Genomic DNA, 17,819 nt, shown 5'->3' on the forward strand with positions numbered 1-17,819 from the left:
TACGCCGGTCAGTACACGTCGCGCAGGTAACGCCGGTCGGCCGCGAGCTGCTTGACGTACGCGGTCGCCGCCGCCGGGTCGAGCCGCCCGTGCACCGCCGCGATCTCCCGCAGCGCCGCGTCGACGTCCTTGGCCATCCGGCCCGCGTCACCGCAGACGTAGAAGTGCGCGCCGTCGCGCAGCCACGCCCACAGCTGCGCGCCGTGCTCGCGCATCCGGTCCTGCACGTACACCTTGCTCCGCTGGTCACGCGAGAACGCCAGGTCGAGCCGGGTGAGCGTGCCGTCGGCGGTCAGTTCGGCGAGCTCGTCGGCGTAGTAGAAGTCGGTGGCCCGGCGCTGCTCGCCGAAGAACAGCCAGTTGCGCCCGCGCGCGCCCGAGGCCCGCCGCTGCTGCAGGAACGCCACGAACGGCGCGACGCCGGTGCCCGGACCCACCATGATCATCGGTGTGGCATCGTCGGCGGGTGGCCGGAAATGCGGCGTACGCTGCAAGAAAACCGGCACCGGCGTGTCCGGGGCCGCGTCGGCGAGATAGGACGAGCAGACGCCCTTGCGTGCCTGGCCGCCCTGGTTGGCGAACCGCACGACGGACACGGTGATGCTGACCCGGCGCGGGTCGAGCAGCGGCGACGAGGAGATCGAGTAGAGGCGGGGCTGCAGCTTCGGCAGGACCGCGACCCAGTCCGCCGCCGCGGCCCGCACCGCGTGCTCGGCCACGACGTCGACGGCCTGCCGGTCCCACGTCCACTTGGCCAGCTCGCCCTTGTTGTCGGGGCGCAGCAGGGTCTTGAGGTGCGCGTCGTGGCCGCGCTCGGCGACGAAGCGCAGCAGGCCCGGCGTGACCCGGGTGATGTCGAGCCGCCGCGACAGCGCCTCGGCCAGCGGCACCGGCCCACCCGCGTCGACGACCTCATCGGGGTGCAGGCCCGTGACGGCCAGCCACTCGGCGACCAGGCCGGCGCAGTTGGTCGGCCAGATCCCCAGCGCGTCCCCGGCCGCGTAGTCCAGCGTGCCCGCGCTGGTGTCGAACGTGAACCGGCGCACCTCCTTGGCCGAGCCCGCCAGGCTGAGCAGCCGGTTACCGGCCAGCACCGCCGTGAGCAGCCGGGAAACCGGCCTGAGGCCGGGCGGCTGGGCCGGGCCGGACGCGGCGGGCAAGGGCTTGGCGACCCTCGTGGCGGGCACCCGCTCGGGCACCGATCCGCCCGGGCCGTGCGAGCCGCGTACGTCCGGCAACCTGAACAGCCCCGGCGACCCTGATGGCAGGTCCGGGCCCGGATCGGTGGCGAGCGCGGCCACGATCCGGTCGAGCCAGGCGACCGCGGTGTCGTCGTAGTCGGGCTCGCAATCGACCCGCTCGGCCAGCCGCACCCCGCCCAGCTCGCGCAGGCGGCTGTCCAGGCGGCGGCCGTGGCCGCAGAAGTCGGCGTACGAGGAGTCGCCGAAGGCCAGCACGGCGTAGCGGCGGCCGTCGAGGCGGGGCGCGTCGGGCCGGTCCAGGAAGTCCCAGAACCCGGCACCGTTGTCGGGGGCGTCGCCGTCGCCGAAGGTGCTGGTGATCACCAGCAGCGGAGCGTCGCCGGAGGACAGGTCCGGCACCGGGCCGTCCATGCCGCGCAGCCGCGCCTGCCAGCCCGCGTCGGCCAGCCGCCGGGCGGCCGTGGCGGCGAACTCCTCGGCGTTGCCGGTCTGCGACGCCCACAGCACCTGCACCACCGGCACGTCCGGCGGAGCCTGGTCCGGCGGCGCCTGCGCGACCGGCGTGCGGGAGTGCCGGCCCGCCAGGAAGCCGTTGATCCACAAGACCTGGCCGGGATCGAACGGGGCGTCGCCGGGCAGGCACGGCGCGCTCGCCGGGGCCGGTGGCACGGCGGCCACCCCGGACAGGAAACCGGCCAGGTAGCGCCGCTGCTCCGGGCTGAACACGGGCGGGGCCAGGTCCTCGGCCGGGAGCAGCGCCGGTGCGCCGGCATCGGGCGGCGGCAGGAGCGCGGTGTCGGCCACCGGCTGCGCGGCGACGGCGTCCGGTGGGGCGGCCACCTTCGTCAGCGCGACCGCGCAGACCTTCAGCTCCGGCTGGAACGACAGCGGGTCGACGGCGTCGCTGGTCACCGCGTTGACGCTCAGGTACTCGCCGTACAGGTCGTTCCAGTGGAACGGGGCGAAGCATGAGCCGGGCAGCACCCGCTCGGTGAGCACGGCCGGGAGCACGGCCCGGCCCCGGCGGGACGCGACCTCGACCAGATCGCCGTCGTGTACGCCGAGCGCGGCGGCGTCGGCCGGGTGGAGTTCCACGAACGGGGCCGGGTTGAGTTTGTTGAGCTTGGCGACCCGGCCGGTCTTGGTCATGGTGTGCCACTGGTGCTGCAACCGCCCGGTGTTGAGCACGAACGGGAAGTCGTCGTCGGGCAGCTCCGCGGCGGGCAGGTGCGGTCGCGGGTGGAACACCGCCCGGCCGCTGGCCGTCGGGAAGGTCAGCCGCGGCCCGTCGGCGGACTGTCCGGCCAGGTAGCGCACGGGGTTGCGGGCAGGGCCGTCCGGCGCGGCGGGCCACTGCACCGGGGTCTGCCGGAGCCGTTCGTAGGTGACACCGCCCAGGTCGTAGCCGGTCTGCGGGTTGGCGAAGGCGCGCAGTTCGGCGAAGACCTCCTCGGCGCTGGTGTAGCCGAACGCGTCGGCGTAGCCCATCTCGGCGGCCACCCGGGCGATGAGCAGCCAGTCCGGCAGCGCCTGCCCCGGTGCCGGAACGGCGGCGGAGACCAGGGTCAGGTTGCGCTCAGAATTGATCATGATGCCGTCGGTCTCGGACCAGGTCGCGGCGGGCAGCATCACGTCGGCGTACGCGTTGGTCTCGGTCTCGCCGTAGGCGTCCTGGGTGATGACCAGCTCGGCGGCCTCCAGCCCGGCGATGACGGTGCGCCGGTTGCCGACCGAGGCGACCGGGTTCGTGCACATGATCCAGCAGGCCTTGATCTGCCCGTCGGCCATCCGCTCGAACATCTCCACGGTGCCCTTGCCGACCTCGGTGCGCAGCGTGCCGCCCGGCAGGCCCCAGGCCCGCTCGGTGAACTCGCGGTCGGCCGCCACCAGCACCGAGCGCTGCCCCGGCAGGCCCGGACCCATGTAGCCCATCTCCCGGCCGCCCATCGCGTTCGGCTGGCCGGTGAGCGAGAACGGACCGCTGCCGGTGCGGCAGATCGCGCCGGTGGCCAGGTGCAGGTTGCACAGCGCGTTGGTGTTCCAGGTGCCGTGGGTGCTCTGGTTGAGCCCCATGGTCCAGCAGCTCATCCAGTTCGGGGCCGCGCCGATCAGGGCGGCGGCGGCCCGGATGTCCGCCTCGGGGATGCCGGTGATCCGGGCCACCGCCGCGGGCGGGTAGTCGGCCAAAAACTGCGGCATCGCCGCCCAGCCCTCGGTGTTGGCGGCGATGAAGCTCTCGTCGACGTCCCCGGCCTCGACCAGCAGCTGCAGCAGCCCGTTGAGCAGCGCCAGGTCGGTGCCTGGCGCGATCTGCAGGAACAGGTCGGCCTTGTCGGCCGTCGCGGTGCGGCGCGGGTCGACCACGATCAGCTTCGCCCCGGCCTTGACCCGGTCCATCATCCGCAGGAACAGGATCGGGTGGCAGTCGGCCATGTTCGAGCCGATCACGAAGAACAGGTCGGCGTGGTCGAAGTCGTCATAGGAGCCGGGCGGCCCGTCCGCGCCCAGCGACAGCTTGTAGCCGGTGCCCGCGCTGGCCATGCACAGCCGCGAGTTGGACTCGATCTGGTTGGTGCCGATGAACCCCTTGGCCAGCTTGTTCGCCAGGTACTGCGCCTCCAGCGTGAGCTGGCCGGACACGTACAGCGCCACCGCGTCCGGGCCGTGCTCGTCGATGATCGCGCGCAGTCCCCGCGCGGTGCGGCTGATCGCCTCGTCGACCGTGGCGTCCACCGGCTCGGCTCCGCGCACCGGGCGCACCCGCGCGGCGGCCAGGCGGCCGGGCGCGGCCAGCATCTCGGCGCTGGTGGCGCCCTTGGTGCACAGCCTGCCTCGGTTGGCGGGGTGTTCCCGGTCGCCGGACACCTTGAGGACGCGGCGGTCGCCGCCGGGGCCCTGCCCGATGTGCAGGATCATCCCGCAGCCCACGCCGCAGTACGAACACACTGTCCTGACCTGGGACGTTCCAGCGCGGTCAGCGGACGCCATGCCTGTTCCTCCACTGTCGGCGAAGGCACCCGGGTGACGGCCCCGTGGATGCCTCCCGACGGTAGGAACCCGCCGTTACCGAGGCGTCACGCCACCCGACCCAGCACATTACGCGTGCCACACATCGGCAACCAGCCATGTGTGAGCCCGGGTCGTGGATACGACGCCGGGAAGCGGCCGTCATGGTGCCATTGCCCTCGAAACATTTGCATGTGACGATGACCGCACCGTCGAGGGAGAGGCCGCGCCATGCGAAAGACCTTGCGAACAGCTGGGCTCGTAGCGGGAGTCCTGGCACTGACACTGGCCGCCGGATCGGCCTGGGCACACGACCCGAACAGCGCCGAGGGCCGCGAGGAAGTCCGGCGCATCATGGCCGACTACGAGGCCCCCGTCCGCGCCGAGACCGCCGCGCTCGCCGCCACCCCCTGCTCCGGCGGCTTCGCCGGGGCCTACCCGTGCAGCAACGTCGACCTGCTCAGCGTCCTGCCGCTGGGCTCGATCGGCGGCGGCAACGGCAACAGCATGTGGGGCTGGACGGACAGCAGCACCGGCAAGGAGTACATCATCTTCGGCCGGTCCACCGGCGCGTCGTTCATCGACGTCACCGTGCCGACCGCCCCGGTCTACCTGGGCAACCTGCCGTCCTACAACGGCACGTCGAGCTCCTGGCGCGACATCAAGGTGTACGCGAACCACGCCTACATCGGCGCGGACTCGATCAGCTCGCACGGCATGCAGGTCTTCGACCTCACCCGGCTGCGCACGGTGACCACCCCGCAGACGTTCGCCGCCGACGCCCGCTACACCGGCTTCGGCAACTCGCACACCCTCGCCGTCAACGAGCAGACCGGGTTCATCTACGCCGTCGGCACCAACACGTGCAGCGGCGGCGTGCACATGGTCAACGTGCAGAACCCGAAGGTCCCGGTCAACGCGGGCTGCGTCAGCAACGACGGGTACGTGCACGAGAACCAGTGCGTGGTCTACCACGGGCCGGACACGGCTTACACCAACCACGAGATCTGCTTCAACTACAACGTCGACACGCTGACCATCGTCGACGTCACCAACAAGGCCGCGCCCGTGCAGCTGTCGCGCACCGGGTACGTCGGCGTCGGATACACCCACCAGGGCTGGCTGACCGGCGACCACGCCCGGCTGCTGATGGACGACGAGACCGACTCGGACCTGCCCGGCACCAAGACCTTCATCTGGAACGTGTCCGACCTCAACGCCCCGGTCAACACCGGTGTGCACGTGTCGCCGACGATCCAGGCCACCGACCACAACCTGTACATCATCGGCACGAAGGCCTACCAGGCCAGTTACCGCGCCGGGCTGCGCATCCTCGACATCACCGGGATCGCCTCGAACTCACTGAGCGAGATCGCCTACTTCGACATCTACCCGGCGTCGAACAACACCGGTTTCAACGGAGCCTGGAACGTCTACCCGTTCTTCGCCAGCGGCACCATCGCCATCAGCGGCATCGAGCAGGGCCTGGTGCTGGTCAAGCACAACCCCGGAGCGCCCGTCACCACGGTGTGGAGCGACACCTTCGAGACCGCCACCGGCTGGACCGTCAACCCGTCCGGCACCGACACCGCGACCCTGGGCCTCTGGGAGCGCGGCGACCCCGCAGCGACCACCTCCAGCGGCACCAAGCAGCTCGGCACCACCGTGAGCGGCGTGAACGACCTGGTCACCGGTCGCCTGGCCGGGTCGGCCGCGGGTGACTACGACATCGACGGCGGCATCACCAGCGTGCGCTCGCCGTCGGTCGCCCTGCCCGGCAGCGGCGTGCTGAAGCTGAACCTGTCCTGGTATCTGGCCCACGGCAGCAACGCCTCCAGCGCCGACTACTTCCGGGTCTCGGTGGTCCACTCCGGTGGCACCACACAGCTGTTCAACCAGGCCGGGGCGGCGTCCAACCGCAACGGCGCGTGGACGGCCGGCAGCTGGGACCTGTCGGCGTACGCCGGCCAGTCGGTCCAGATCCTCGTCCAGGCCGCCGACCTGTCCGGCGCGAGCCTGCTCGAAGCCGGCGTCGACGACGTGACCATCACCCGCCAGTGAAAGGAAGGGCACCTTCCCGCCGCCTCGCGTGAGGGAAGGTGCCCTTCTCCACCCCTGCCCCGAAGGGACCTGCCGTGACGGCTGGCACGTGGCGACGGTTGCTGCCCTACCTGGTGCTGCTCACCGCCAGCGTGATCACCATCGGCTACGTGCTGGACGAACTGCCCGCCACCCCGTCCGGCGCGGCCCCCGCCGCCTCACCGTCGCCCACCCCGTTCATGCACAGCGACGGACTGTCCGACAGCCACGACGGCTACCTCATCCAGCCCGTCACCCTGCCGGTCAAGCGCGGCAAGGCGATCCCGGTCGCCTTCCGCATCCTCGGCCCCGACGGCCTGCCCCTGCTGTCCTACGAGACGATCCAGACCAGGCAACTGCACCTCTACCTGGTACGCGACGACGCCAGCAACTACCAGCACCTGCACCCCGCACTGGCCGACGGCACCTGGACGACCACGGTCGACGTCACCGACGGCGGCGCCTACCGCTTCTACGCCGAGTTCGTCCCGCGCGGCAAGGACACCCTCGGCCACCCCACCGTCCTCGGCCTGCCGTTCCTCATCACCGGCGACACCAAACTCGCCCCGCTGCCCGCCCCCGCCCCGTCCGCGACCGTCGACGGCTTCACCCTCACCCGGCTGGACGGGGTCACCCACCTCCGTGCCGCACGCGGCGAACTCCTGCGCTTCAAGGTCTCCTCGGCGGCCGGACCACCCGTCCTCGAACCGCACCTGGGCGCGATGGCGCACCTGTCCGCCTTCGAGGTCCGCACCCTGGGGCTCACCCACGCGCACGCCGCAGCCGACGCCCCCGACGCGACCCTGACCTTCCACGTCGAGTTCGCCAACCGCGGCGAACAACGCCTCTACCTGGAATTCAAAGTCGCCGGCACCATCCACCGCACCGCCTTCACCGTCTTCGTCACCTGACGACCGGGTTCAGGACGGGTCGATGGTGGTCGTGGTGTCGAAGGGGAAGCGGGGAGTGTGACCGGGTAGCGGGTGGTCGGGGTCGGCTACGCCGAGACGCAGGACGACGTAGGCGTAGCCCAGGTTCGACAGGATGCGGCGCATCATCGCGCGGCTGCCGTCGATCTCGATGACCTGGCTGTACGGCAGCACCGCCAGCCCCAGCGCCGTCGCGTGCAGCCACACCGCCGACAGGGCCTGCCCGGCCCGCAGCCACGCCGCCCGGTCGTCGGCCTCGCCGAACAGCACCGCGTACGTCGAGGACTTGTCGTGGCCGCCGCCGACGGCCAGCGCCCCGCGCGCGGTGAACTCCCGCTCGCCGACGTCGGTCTCGGGTCGCCGGTCGGGGATGAACTCGGGCGGCACGCCCGCGTCGGCGGGGCGGCCGGGTCCGGTCCAGGCGGCGGTCTCCGCCTGCATGGCCGGATCGGCGGCGGCGGCCTCCTCGGCGCGGGACACCGCCACGGCCAGTTCCGAGACCTGGTCACGGGTCAGCTTGTGCAGGTGCACGCCGAACTCTCCGGCGATCCGGCGCAGCTCGTCGACCTGCTCCGCGGTGACCGCGAGGTCGACGGTCGGGCGGCGGTCGGTGTGCCTGAGCTGGATCGCCTGCACGAGGCGTACGTCCTGCGCGGTGGCCGGCTCGTCGCCGCTGATGGTGAGGGTGGCCAGCAGATCCGGCTGCGCGGGGTCGGGCAGCGGGCGCACCTGTGCCAGGTGACCCTGCGCGCGCAGCGCGACCTGGGCGTGGTGCAGCGCGCCACCGCAGCTGACCAGGAGCATGCGCTCGTCGGGGTCGGTGCCGGGCAGCGCCCGGGTGGTGTCGGCGAACAGGTCGAGCCGGTCGGGGTGGACCCGCCAGTGCCACGGCTGGGTGTTGTGGATCGAGGGCGCGCGCCCGGCCGCCTCCGCCGACCGGGCGTACGCGGCCGCGGGCGACCGGTCGTGCTCTGCGGCGGTGTTCATCGGCTGCCTCCCGAAGGTGCCTCGTCGGCTCAGCCACCGGGCCGAGGGCGACACGGGCTCCCGGCCGGACGCTGCGGCCCTGCTCCCTACGAATACCCGCCCGGACCCGTCACGTGCAGCAGGTTCGCACTATCCGTGACAGGAGAAAGCCCCGCCGCACGGTCTCCGGACGCGTACAGCGAGGCTGTTTCAGTGTAGGCGGATCGGGGTCAGCTCGGCAGTGGATCGCCGGCCTCCGCGGCCCGGCAGGCAGCCGGGTCGACGGCCAGCACCACGCCGAGCAGGTCGCCGAGGGCGTGGGCGAGCCGCGGGTCAGCCAGCTCGTAGCGGGAGCGGCGGCCTTCGGGCACGGCGACGACCAGGCCGCAGCCGCGCAGGCAGGCCAGGTGGTTGGACATGTTCTGCCGGCTGACCTCCAGCAGGTCGGCCAGGTCCGCCGGGTAGGCCGGGCCCTCGCGCAGCGCTAGCAGCAGCCGGGCGCGGGTCGGGTCGGACAGCGCGTGCCCGAAGCGGGCCAGCACCTGACCGTAGGTCGGCGGCGAGGCGATCGTGTCCACGGCCGAATAGTACATCGCATACTGAACAAATGCCGTGGGTACGCCTCAGCGGCGGTGGACCTGCCCGTGCGCGAACTCGCAGTGCTCGTCGGCGCTCTCCTGCACCTGGTGGTCGACCTGCAGCGTCGTATGGGTGATCCCGTGCCCCGCCGCCAGCATGCGCTCCAGCGCCCGCCGCACCACGTGGCAGTCGGCGGGCTCGTCGACGAGCACGTGCGCCGACAGCGCCGCCTGGCCCGAGTCGATCGTCCACACGTGCAGGTCGTGGACCTCGACGACGCCGTCGGCGGCGAGCATGTCCACGCCGATCGCGTCGGGCCGCACCCCGGCGGGCGCGGCGTTGAGCAGCACCCGGCCCGACTCGCACAGCAGGACCCAGCCACCGCGGATCATCAGCGCGACCACCACCAGGGTGGCGACCGCGTCGGCGCGCGCCCAGCCGGTCAGCAGCACCACCAGGCCCGCGACCGTCGCCGCGACCGAGGCGAACATGTCCATCAGCACGTGCTGGTAGGCGCCCTGCACGTTGAGGCTGGACCGGTTGGCCTTGCCGATCGCCCACGCCGCCAGCACGTTGACGGCCAGGCCGAGCAGGCCCGTGACGACGACCATCCAGCCGGTGACCTCGGTCGGCTCGGCGAGCCGGGCGACCGCCTCGTAGCCCAGCCATCCGGCCAGCAGCAGCAGGCTCAGGCCGTTGGCCGCGGCGGACAGGATCTCGGCACGGGCCAGGCCGAAGGTGTACCGGCCGCCGGCGGGCCGGGCGGCGAAGCGCATCGCGACCAGGGCGAGCACGATCGCGGCGGCGTCGGTGAGCATGTGCGCCGCGTCGGAGATCAGGGCCAGCGACTGCGCGAGCACGCCGACGGCGACCTCGACGGCCATGAACGCGGCGATGACCGCCAGCGCGATGGCCAGCCAGCGCCGGTCGGCGTCGCGGCTCACCCCGTGCGAGTGCCCGTCGTGGGCGTGCCCGTCGTGCCCATGGTCGTCATGCATCGTCGCCCACCTCGTGCCTCAAATGCTGACATCGTGCGCCCCATCAGGGGAAGATCCTTGCCGACGCGCGCGGCACGCCGACGGTACAGCGAACCATGAATTCATTGCAACATGAACATGGGAACGGATGTCATCGCCGCCACGTACGCAAGTGCGCGGGCACACGCTGTCGGCCCGCGGACGCACCCTCCCCAGAGTCGCCACGGATGTCTATGGTTGCCGCCATGGACGACCTCCTCGCCCCCCGCCGCCCCATCTTCGACGCCCGGATCAGCCTGGCCACCGCCGTACACGCCCAACCCGGCGTATACGCCCTGCTGCTCGGCTCCGGCACGTCCACGGCGGTCGGCGTGCCCACCGGCTGGGGCGTCGTCACGGCGCTGGTCGCGAAGGTCGCCGCGGCGGCGGGTGAGGCCATGCCGACCGACGCCGACATCGAGAAGTGGTGGACCGAACACGGCGACGGTGCGCCGCTGGGCTACTCCGCGCTACTGGAGTCGCTGGCCAGCACCCCCGCCGCGCGCCGGGCCCTGCTCGCCTCGTTCTTCGAGCCCACCGCCGAGGAGCGCCAGCAGGGCGTCAAGGTCCCCGGCACCGCCCACCGCGCCATCGCCGCCCTGGTCGCGCGCGGCGCGGTGCGCGTCATCGTGACCACGAACTTCGACCGGCTCATCGAGCAGGCACTCGAAGCCGAGGGCATCTTCCCGCAGGTCGTCGCGAGCCCGGCCGCGATCGAGGGGATGGAGCCGCTGCCCCATGCCCGCTGCACCGTCATCAAGCTGCACGGCGACTACGCCCGCACCGACCAGCTCAACACCGTCGAGGAGCTGCGCGCCTACCCGGCCCCGTGGCAGCGGCTGCTCGAACGCGTGCTCGACGAGTACGGCCTGATCGTCAACGGCTGGTCCGGCGACTGGGACCACGGCCTGGTCGCCGCCCTCGAAGGCACCCGGTCCCGGCGCTACCCGCTGTTCTGGGCCTCGCGCGGCGAACTCGGCCAGATCGCCAAGCGCCTGGTCGCCCAGCACCGCGCCCACGTCATCACCGGAGCGGCCGCCGAGCAGTTCTTCCCCGACCTGGTCAACCGGCTCGAAGCCCTCGACGACCTCGCCGACCCTCCGCTGACCAAGGCCATGGCGGTGGCCCGGCTCAAGCGCCTGCTGCCCGACCCGGTCCGGCACATCGAGGTCGCCGACCTGTTCGACACCGAGATCCGGCGGCTGCGCGACTACCTGCGCGCCATGCCGCCCGCTCCCCCGGCCCAGGACCCGGCCACCTGGCAGCGCGTACACGACGATGTGCGCGCCCGCTGCGACACCCTGATGCGCCTGCTCGCGCACGGGGTCTACCTCGACCGCGACCGCCAGCACACCGCCCTGTGGGTGCGCGTCGTCGAGCAGCTCATGCGGGCCCGCAGCCGCCCCGAGGGCGACCCGGACCCGCGCTGGACCGCCCTGCAGCACTACCCCGCGCTGCTGGCCCTCAAGACGGCGAGCCTGGCGGCCGTCGCGTCCTACCACGACGACGTGCTGCTGCGGCTGCTGCGCCGCCCGACCTGGCGGATCCGGGCGGGTAACGGGCACCGGCCGGTGGCCGCGATGGACGCGCTGCACGACTGCCGGGTGCTCGACTTCGACACCGTCAACGCGTTCCCCCGCTGGCACGGCACGCTCTGGCAGTATCCGCAGAGCCGCCTGCTGCGTGAGGAGACCCTGCCCGTGCTGCTGCCGCTGGTCGGTGACGAGGACTCGTTCCTGCAGCTATACCACCGCACCGAGTACCGCACCGCGCTGGCGCAGTCGCTGTTCAGGGTCGGCGACGGGCTCGGGCCCGCGCCGGGCGGGTTCTGCGTCGACTCGCAGTGGGCCGCCGACGGGACCCTGTACTGGGAGGCCGACTTCCGGGAGAACGCCGACCGCGACATCTGGGAGCGCACGCCGCTGGGCCGCCGCGACGGTGACGCGTACGCCCGCAGGCTCGCGATCCTCGCCGAGCAGCTACGCGCGGGCAACGGCTGATCCGGTTCTCGCCGGGGCGCTTCCGTGAGGGGAAGCGCCCCGCCGGAGCATCAGTCCAGGATGGACTCGCCGCCCGGGTAGGCGAAGGAGGCACGCGGCGCGTAGAAGCCCCAGGTGATCTCCAGTGGGTCGGCCGGGCGCAGCGCGTACACGGAATGGCTCTTGTCCAGGAACTCCAGCTTCTCGACCGTGAAGTCGGCGACCGGCTCGGAGATGAACGGGTAGTTGCCCGCGACGAACCTGCCGCCGACCTCGGTGAGGTAACGCAGCTGGCCACGGGCGGTCTCGCCGAGCTGGTGACCGACCCGCACGGTGGTCCGGATGACCGGCACGCCGTCTGACGTCGTGGTCGCGGTCAGCTTGCGGCCGTGGACCTCGATGGTCGTGGCGCCCACACTGGCCGGCACGCCCCGCTCGGACGCGTAGTCGCGCACCACGGCGCTGGAGTTGAAGTAGTGGGTCCACCAGCGGCCGGGCGTGACGCCGTCGGGCGCGTAGGCGTCCTCCAGGTCGGGGCCGATGTAGGTCAGCGAGTACGCGCCGAAGCCGGAGGTCTGTTCCGGGGTGTCGACGACGTACTGGTTCATGAAGACCTGGCGGTTGGCCATCGGCTTCAGGCCCGCCGGGACGAGCGCCGCGACCGCGTCGGGGTCGGCGGGCACCCAGCCGAAGTACAGCATCCGGCTGTTGACGACGAGCTGAGGGGCTTGGAGCTGGGACATCGAAACTCTCCTGGACGTTGCTGTGGGTAGCCAGGACGCTACGAGCAGCCGCCGCAGACCGACAATCGAATATCGACCTTTGTCTTGTTCTCGATAGCGGGGTGTTGTCGTTCGTCACAGCGCGGCCACTTGCCGGGCCGCCCGGGGACGTGATCGGATGGCCGCAGCATCGCGTGCCGGTGGCGGACTGCGCCAGGCATGGAGGTGTGGCATCGAAGGGTCCGCCTGTCTTGGCCTCCCCGCACGGCGACCGCACGGTCGCTTTCAGCCTGCAACTCCAGCGGGCACACCAGGAACTACGCCACCGGGTGCGCGAGATCCGCGCGAACATCGGCGATCGCAGCCTGCCCGATGACGTGCTCGCCCACCACTGCCTGGCCTTCTGCTCGGCGCTGACCGAGCACCACCGCGGCGAGGACGAGGGCATGTTCGCCGACGTGCTGCGCGCCCGGCCCGACCTCGCCCCGACCGTGGCCAAACTCGTCGAGGACCACGGCTGGATCACCTCCATCCTGGCCCGCGTCGACAGCCTCGCCACGCGGGCCGCCCAGTCTCCGGGCGCGGACCTGGACGCGATCGGCCGCGAACTCGACGGCCTGACCGCGATCATGGACTCGCACTTCAACTTCGAGGAGCGCGTGCTCAGCGCGGCACTGGACCGGGACACGGCCGACAGCGGCTGGTCCGGCACCGTGTTCCGGTCCGGGCTGAGCGACCGACCCGGGCGGCGGCCCGAGGACCGCACATGATCTCCTAGGATGTCCGCACCGTGAGGGGATCTCCATGCTTCAGCGCTACGACCAGCGCAACGCCGACCTGAAGTACTGGGTCAACGGCGTGCTGCGCCACCGCGACGAGCCGGGGATCTCCCCGTTCGACTCCGTCGTGCAGGGCGGCGACGCGGTGTGGGAAGGCCTGCGGCTGTACCAGGGCCGGGCCTTCGCCCTGGACGCGCACCTGGCGCGGCTGCGCCGCTCGGCGGCCGCGCTCGGGTTCGCCGCCGTGCCCTCCGATGAGGAGATCACCGCCGCGCTGACCGCGACCCTGCGGGCCAACGAGATGACCGACGGCGTACACATCCGGCTCACCCTGACCCGGGGCGTGAAGGTCACCAGCGGCATGGACCCGCGGCTCAACCAGTCCGGCTGCACGCTGATCGTGCTCGCCGAGCACAAGGCCCCGGTGTACGACACCGGCGGCCTGAAGCTGGCCACCTCCAGCGTACGGCGGCCCGGCGCGGACGTGCTCGACCCGAAGATCCACCACAACAACCTGATCAACTCCATCCTGGCGAAGATGGAGGCCACCCTGTCCGGAGCCGACGACGCGCTGATGCTCGACGGGCGCGGCTTCGTCGCCGAGACCAACGCCACCCACCTGTTCGCGGTCGTACGCGGCCAGCTGGCCACCCCCCGCACGGTCGCCTGCCCGGAGGGCGTCACCCGCGAGACGGTGCTGGCCCTGGCCGCCGACGCGGGCATCGCGATCGAGGTGCGCGACATCTCGCTGGCCGAGATGCACTCGGCCGACGAGGTGTTCTGCACCGGCACCATGGGCGAGATCGCGGGCGTGGTCCAGATCGACGGGCGCACCATCGGCGACGGCACGATCGGCCCGGTCACCAGGCGCATCGCGGACATCTACCTCGCGCACGCCCGTGGTTCGGGCACGGTGGTGGCCTGAGCCTCGCGGCTCACCTCAGCCGGTGGGCGTGCAGTTCGTCGTAGTACGGCTGGGCGGCCTCGACGAGGTGGCGCAGCCGGTCGGGGACCACGGCCGGGGACGGGTCGTAGGCGGCGAAGCCGGTCGAGGCCTCCACATTGGCGTACCAGTGCGGGGCCCATACGCCGTCGGTGTCGCGCGGGCCGGGCGGCCAGGCCAGCATCGCCGGGTCCCCGCCGATGCCCAGTGCCGCGCACAGTTTCGCCAGCACCCCGGCCGGGTCCCGGAGCAGGTCCGCGGTGTCGACCACGGGTCCGCCGTACGCCGCGAAGATCTCGGCCTGCTGGGTGAAGCCCAGGTCGGCCAGGGTCGGCTCGCCGCGCACCTTCGCGTACGACGCGACGACGTGCGCCGGGTCGCGGATGAGATACGCGTTGGCGAGTTCGCCCAGCCAGTCCCGGCCGATGTCGGGCAGCAGGTGGTGGGTCATGTGCTTCTGGTAGTGCACGTCGACGCCGTCCGGCAGCGGCCCGGTCAGCGCGGCGGCCACGTCCTGCCAGCGCCGTGGCTGGCTGTCCAGGATCTCGGCGCGGCCCGGGTGGTCCAGGCCGGTGACGTCGAGGTAGTGCGCGTACAGGGGCTCGTCCACGACCAGTGTGTCCGCCCGCGCGCCGAAACTGCGCATGAGCGCCGTCGACACGTTGCGGGGCCCCGACCACATCGCCACCCGAGTCACCATCGCCGCCTCCTCGTGACGCAGCGTACCCGGCAATGATCACCAGCGGGTGGACCGCGCCACGCCGGACACGACACCCTAACCGGTGAAGAGCGTGCCCATTCACGACGTCATTCATCAATCCACACATTTAAGCGGGTTACGGTCGGCCTCCATAACCTGGCGCACCGTGACGGGCCACCGTCCGTCCATACGCCACGGCTCCCGTCGAGAGAGGCGTCCCCGTGCGACGATCACAAGTCGGTACCCGGCCCATCCTGCTCCTAGCCACCGCCCTGGCCCTGACGTTCGCGCCGCCGGCGGTCATGGCGGCAGCCGATCCCCCCGCGCTCGCACCGGGCACATTGACCAAATCGGTGCAGAACAACACCGACCCCGGCTCGAACCCCGCCGACCACGGCGACGTCCTCAAGTGGGTCATGTCCTACGACGACCCCGGCGCGGGCGGCTCGGTGACCGTCACCGACCCGATCGGCTCCGGCCAGGCCCTGGTCCCCGGCTCGCTGAAGGTGCCGCCGGACTGGGTGAAGTCGTGGTCCACCGACGGCACGACGTTCTCCACCACCGAACCGGGCTCCGGCGTGGTCGCCGTCCGCGGCACCAACCCCGACCTGCAGCCCGGCGGCACCAGCCTGACCCGGCTGCTGCTGCCCCCGGTGCAGCCGACCACCACCGCGACCGGCGGCGACGGGTTCACTCCGCTGCTCTACCGGGCGGCCAACGGCGCGATCGAGTCGTGGAACATCTACCACCACCTCGTCCCGGCGAACCCCAAGGTGGTCTGCATCAACCTGCTGACCAGCCAGCCCTGCTCCGGAGGGCCGTGGCCGAAGCCGCTGAACACCACCGCCGGGCCGCTCGGCTCGGGCAGCACCGGCAACCTGGCCAGCCCCATGGCCGGGCAGTTCGTGTTCGACCCCGCCCGGCCGGGCATCGTCTACTACCCGGCGAGCACCACCGCCGACCTCGGCGTCGCCTGCCTCGACCTGGACAACCGTGCCAACTGCGGCTTCTTCCCGCTCACGCCGACCGGCGGCTCCCCGTCGGCCAGCAACAGCCTCGCGGGGCTGACCGAGCTGAACGGCAACCTGTACGCCGTGTCCACCAACGGATCCGTGCTCTGCCTGACCATGAGCAGCCGGACCCCGTGCGCGGGCCAGCCGTACGCCGGGATCGCCGCACCGCACAGCGACACGTCGGTCAACCCCGGCCTGTACTTCTACGGCTCCACCACGCTGGCCGGCGGGAAGATGTTCATCTCCTCCTCGCCCAGCAGCGGCGCGAAGCTGTCCTGCTTCGACCCGGCCACCACGACCACCTGCGCCGGCTGGGCCACCCCGAAGGCGGCCGGTCCGGCCGGTGTGATCACCTACGGCGTCTTCACCTCGTACACCACCACCGGTGCCGAGGAGGGCGCGTGCGTGCCCACGCCGAGCCCCTACCAGCTCAACTGCTACACGATCGCGGGCGCATCCCTGACCCCGCCCGCGTTCCCGGCGATGCCCAGCGGCGCGCTGACCTTCAACCCGAAGGTCATCACCGGCCCGGACGGGCACCTGCGCAGCTACTTCCCGTTCTGGGGCGGGCCGATCCTCGGCGCGACCGGCTGCTGGGACTGGAACACCGACGCGGCCTGCGCCGGGATGGCGTTCCCGAAGACCCACCCCGGTGTCGGCGGCAACGGCAACACCCGCGACTACGGCTACGACTACGACGAGGCCGGCGAGTGCCTGCTCGGACTCGGCGACGCGGGCCTGCTGTTCTCCATGGACCCGGTCACCGGCGCGTCGCCCTGCTTCCGCGCGGGGGCGTCGCTGAGCCTGACCACGCCCGACTTCTACTGTGACGGCGCGTCCGGGCACATCACCGGATACCAGGACGCGCGCCTGGTCGACATCGACATCGCCAACATCGACCTGGCCAACTCCGCCGCGACCGTCAGCAAGCCCGACAACACCGTCATCGCGACCCTGCCGTTCGCAGCCGACGGCAGCGTCGACCTGTCCGGCATCTCGCCGAGCACGTATCCGGCGCTGGTCATCGACGCCAGCCTGCGGCTGCTCAACGTCGACGACTTCGGCGGCGGCAACGAGCCGCACCTGGTCGCGGGCTTCGTCGGCGACCCGCCGCAGATCTGCTTCCAGACCAAGCTGAGCAGCGACTGCGGCGTGTACTCGGTGTCCAACACCGCCAGCGGCACCGACGCCGGGGGCGCGCTCACCTCCAACACCGTCCAGCAGCCCATCAACCCGGGACAGGCCTGCCAGCCGAACATCGCGGTCAACAAGGAGATCTGCAAGGACTCCCGTGCCTCGCGGTGCGGGCCGGGCGGCGCCGGGCCCTGGGGCAAGACCAGCCCGGCCGGGCTGCTCGGCATCCTGGGCACGGCGTACTGGCGGATCACGGTGACCAACACCGGACCGGTTGACGCGGTCGGGGTGACCGTCAACGACGCGGTCGCACCGGGCTGTGTCACCGCGGCGGGAACGTTCACCGTGGCCGCAGGGGCGAGCAAGCAGATCCACTGCTCGACGTTCCTGCTGCTGCTGCCGCTGACCAACACGGCCAGCGTCAACTACAGCGCGGCCGGGGCGCCGCAGGGCACTCCGCCGACCACGTCGGGCACGTCGTCGGCGACGGCCTGCTCGCTGCTGTGCATCCTCGGCTCCCCCGACCGGGCGGCGGAACTGCGCGCCCGGTGACCCGGCAGCTCTGCGCCGGTGGTCCCCCGGCGGAGAGCACCGCAGACACGATGTGAAGCAAGCGGTCGCGGCACCCACCGACGGGTGCCGCGACCGCTGTGTGACGCAGGTCACGGCAATGATCGATGAGGGCTGCCGACGCACCAGGGTGCACCGTCCCGCAAGCCGCTACCTGGCCGCCCCAGTGCTACCGAGAACCGGACCGTGCAGCGCGCTCGTA

Annotated in this window: 12 protein-coding genes; 6 read left to right on the forward strand and 6 right to left on the reverse strand. The window is 71.9% G+C overall.

Features of this window, described 5'->3' with window-relative positions:
- Positions 1-8: 8 nt before the first annotated feature.
- Positions 9-4,190, reverse strand: a complete 4,182-nt coding sequence (locus HAV40_RS05675; RefSeq protein WP_166379638.1) for a bifunctional nitrate reductase/sulfite reductase flavoprotein subunit alpha — start codon at positions 4,188-4,190, stop codon at positions 9-11.
- Positions 4,191-4,439: 249 nt separating this feature from the next.
- On the opposite strand from HAV40_RS05675, the gene HAV40_RS05680 reads away from it, so the two are divergent.
- Together HAV40_RS05680 and HAV40_RS05685 are read left to right on the forward strand one after the other, a co-directional pair.
- Entirely contained in the window at positions 4,440-6,269 is a 1,830-nt protein-coding gene (locus HAV40_RS05680; protein ID WP_166379640.1) for a choice-of-anchor B family protein, read from the forward strand.
- A 74-nt stretch (positions 6,270-6,343) separates the two neighbouring features.
- Positions 6,344-7,198 carry a hypothetical protein gene (locus tag HAV40_RS05685; RefSeq protein ID WP_239086377.1) on the forward strand — a complete coding sequence of 285 codons (855 nt, stop codon included), beginning with the start codon at positions 6,344-6,346 and terminating at the stop codon, positions 7,196-7,198.
- A 9-nt stretch (positions 7,199-7,207) separates the two neighbouring features.
- On the opposite strand, the gene HAV40_RS05690 is transcribed toward HAV40_RS05685, so the two are convergent.
- The 3 genes from HAV40_RS05690 to HAV40_RS05700 form a co-directional block, all read right to left on the reverse strand.
- Complete coding sequence (locus tag HAV40_RS05690) at positions 7,208-8,203, reverse strand: Acg family FMN-binding oxidoreductase (protein ID WP_166379642.1); 996 nt, start codon at positions 8,201-8,203, stop codon at positions 7,208-7,210.
- A 209-nt stretch (positions 8,204-8,412) separates the two neighbouring features.
- Positions 8,413-8,751 carry an ArsR/SmtB family transcription factor gene (locus HAV40_RS05695; protein ID WP_409364974.1) on the reverse strand — a complete coding sequence of 113 codons (339 nt, stop codon included), beginning with the start codon at positions 8,749-8,751 and terminating at the stop codon, positions 8,413-8,415.
- A 54-nt stretch (positions 8,752-8,805) separates the two neighbouring features.
- Positions 8,806-9,759: a cation diffusion facilitator family transporter gene (locus HAV40_RS05700; RefSeq protein ID WP_166379646.1), complete on the reverse strand. Its 954-nt coding sequence runs from the start codon at positions 9,757-9,759 to the stop codon at positions 8,806-8,808.
- A gap of 224 nt (positions 9,760-9,983) precedes the next feature.
- Between HAV40_RS05700 and HAV40_RS05705 the strand changes: the two genes are divergently transcribed.
- Positions 9,984-11,777, forward strand: coding sequence for an SIR2 family protein (locus tag HAV40_RS05705; protein ID WP_166379648.1), 1,794 nt, complete (start codon positions 9,984-9,986; stop codon positions 11,775-11,777).
- A gap of 50 nt (positions 11,778-11,827) precedes the next feature.
- On the opposite strand, the gene HAV40_RS05710 is transcribed toward HAV40_RS05705, so the two are convergent.
- On the reverse strand, positions 11,828-12,499 hold the full coding sequence (locus tag HAV40_RS05710; RefSeq protein WP_166379650.1) for an acetoacetate decarboxylase family protein: 672 nt from the start codon (positions 12,497-12,499) through the stop codon (positions 11,828-11,830).
- 230 nt (positions 12,500-12,729) lie between these two features.
- Here HAV40_RS05710 and HAV40_RS05715 point away from each other — a divergent pair, with 230 nt between their 5' ends.
- Together HAV40_RS05715 and HAV40_RS05720 are read left to right on the forward strand one after the other, a co-directional pair.
- Positions 12,730-13,248, forward strand: a complete 519-nt coding sequence (locus HAV40_RS05715; protein WP_166379652.1) for a hemerythrin domain-containing protein — start codon at positions 12,730-12,732, stop codon at positions 13,246-13,248.
- A 34-nt stretch (positions 13,249-13,282) separates the two neighbouring features.
- The gene (locus HAV40_RS05720) at positions 13,283-14,182 is read left to right on the forward strand and encodes an aminotransferase class IV (RefSeq protein WP_166379654.1); all 900 of its coding nucleotides are present in this window, start codon (positions 13,283-13,285) and stop codon (positions 14,180-14,182) included.
- Between the two features lie 10 nt (positions 14,183-14,192).
- Here HAV40_RS05720 and HAV40_RS05725 read toward each other — a convergent pair whose 3' ends face one another.
- A complete protein-coding gene (locus HAV40_RS05725) occupies positions 14,193-14,900 on the reverse strand; it encodes a sulfotransferase-like domain-containing protein (protein WP_166379656.1) in 708 nt (235 codons plus the stop codon).
- Between the two features lie 221 nt (positions 14,901-15,121).
- Between HAV40_RS05725 and HAV40_RS05730 the strand changes: the two genes are divergently transcribed.
- Positions 15,122-17,599, forward strand: a complete 2,478-nt coding sequence (locus HAV40_RS05730) for a DUF7617 domain-containing protein (RefSeq protein WP_203671439.1) — start codon at positions 15,122-15,124, stop codon at positions 17,597-17,599.
- Positions 17,600-17,819: the final 220 nt, after the last annotated feature.

Source organism: Catellatospora methionotrophica (assembly GCF_011297335.1).
GTDB classification, from domain to species: domain Bacteria; phylum Actinomycetota; class Actinomycetes; order Mycobacteriales; family Micromonosporaceae; genus Catellatospora; species Catellatospora methionotrophica.

Bases quoted from the DNA above. Each gene is read 5' to 3' on its own strand.
- HAV40_RS05675 (WP_166379638.1), bottom strand. From the start codon at position 4,190: ATGGCGTCCGCTGACCGCGCTGGAACGTCCCAGGTCAGGACAGTGTGT.
- HAV40_RS05680 (WP_166379640.1), top strand. From the start codon at position 4,440: ATGCGAAAGACCTTGCGAACAGCTGGGCTCGTAGCGGGAGTCCTGGCA.
- HAV40_RS05690 (WP_166379642.1), bottom strand. From the start codon at position 8,203: ATGAACACCGCCGCAGAGCACGACCGGTCGCCCGCGGCCGCGTACGCC.
- HAV40_RS05700 (WP_166379646.1), bottom strand. From the start codon at position 9,759: ATGCATGACGACCATGGGCACGACGGGCACGCCCACGACGGGCACTCG.
- HAV40_RS05705 (WP_166379648.1), top strand. From the start codon at position 9,984: ATGGACGACCTCCTCGCCCCCCGCCGCCCCATCTTCGACGCCCGGATC.
- HAV40_RS05710 (WP_166379650.1), bottom strand. From the start codon at position 12,499: ATGTCCCAGCTCCAAGCCCCTCAGCTCGTCGTCAACAGCCGGATGCTG.
- HAV40_RS05720 (WP_166379654.1), top strand. From the start codon at position 13,283: ATGCTTCAGCGCTACGACCAGCGCAACGCCGACCTGAAGTACTGGGTC.
- HAV40_RS05725 (WP_166379656.1), bottom strand. From the start codon at position 14,900: ATGGTGACTCGGGTGGCGATGTGGTCGGGGCCCCGCAACGTGTCGACG.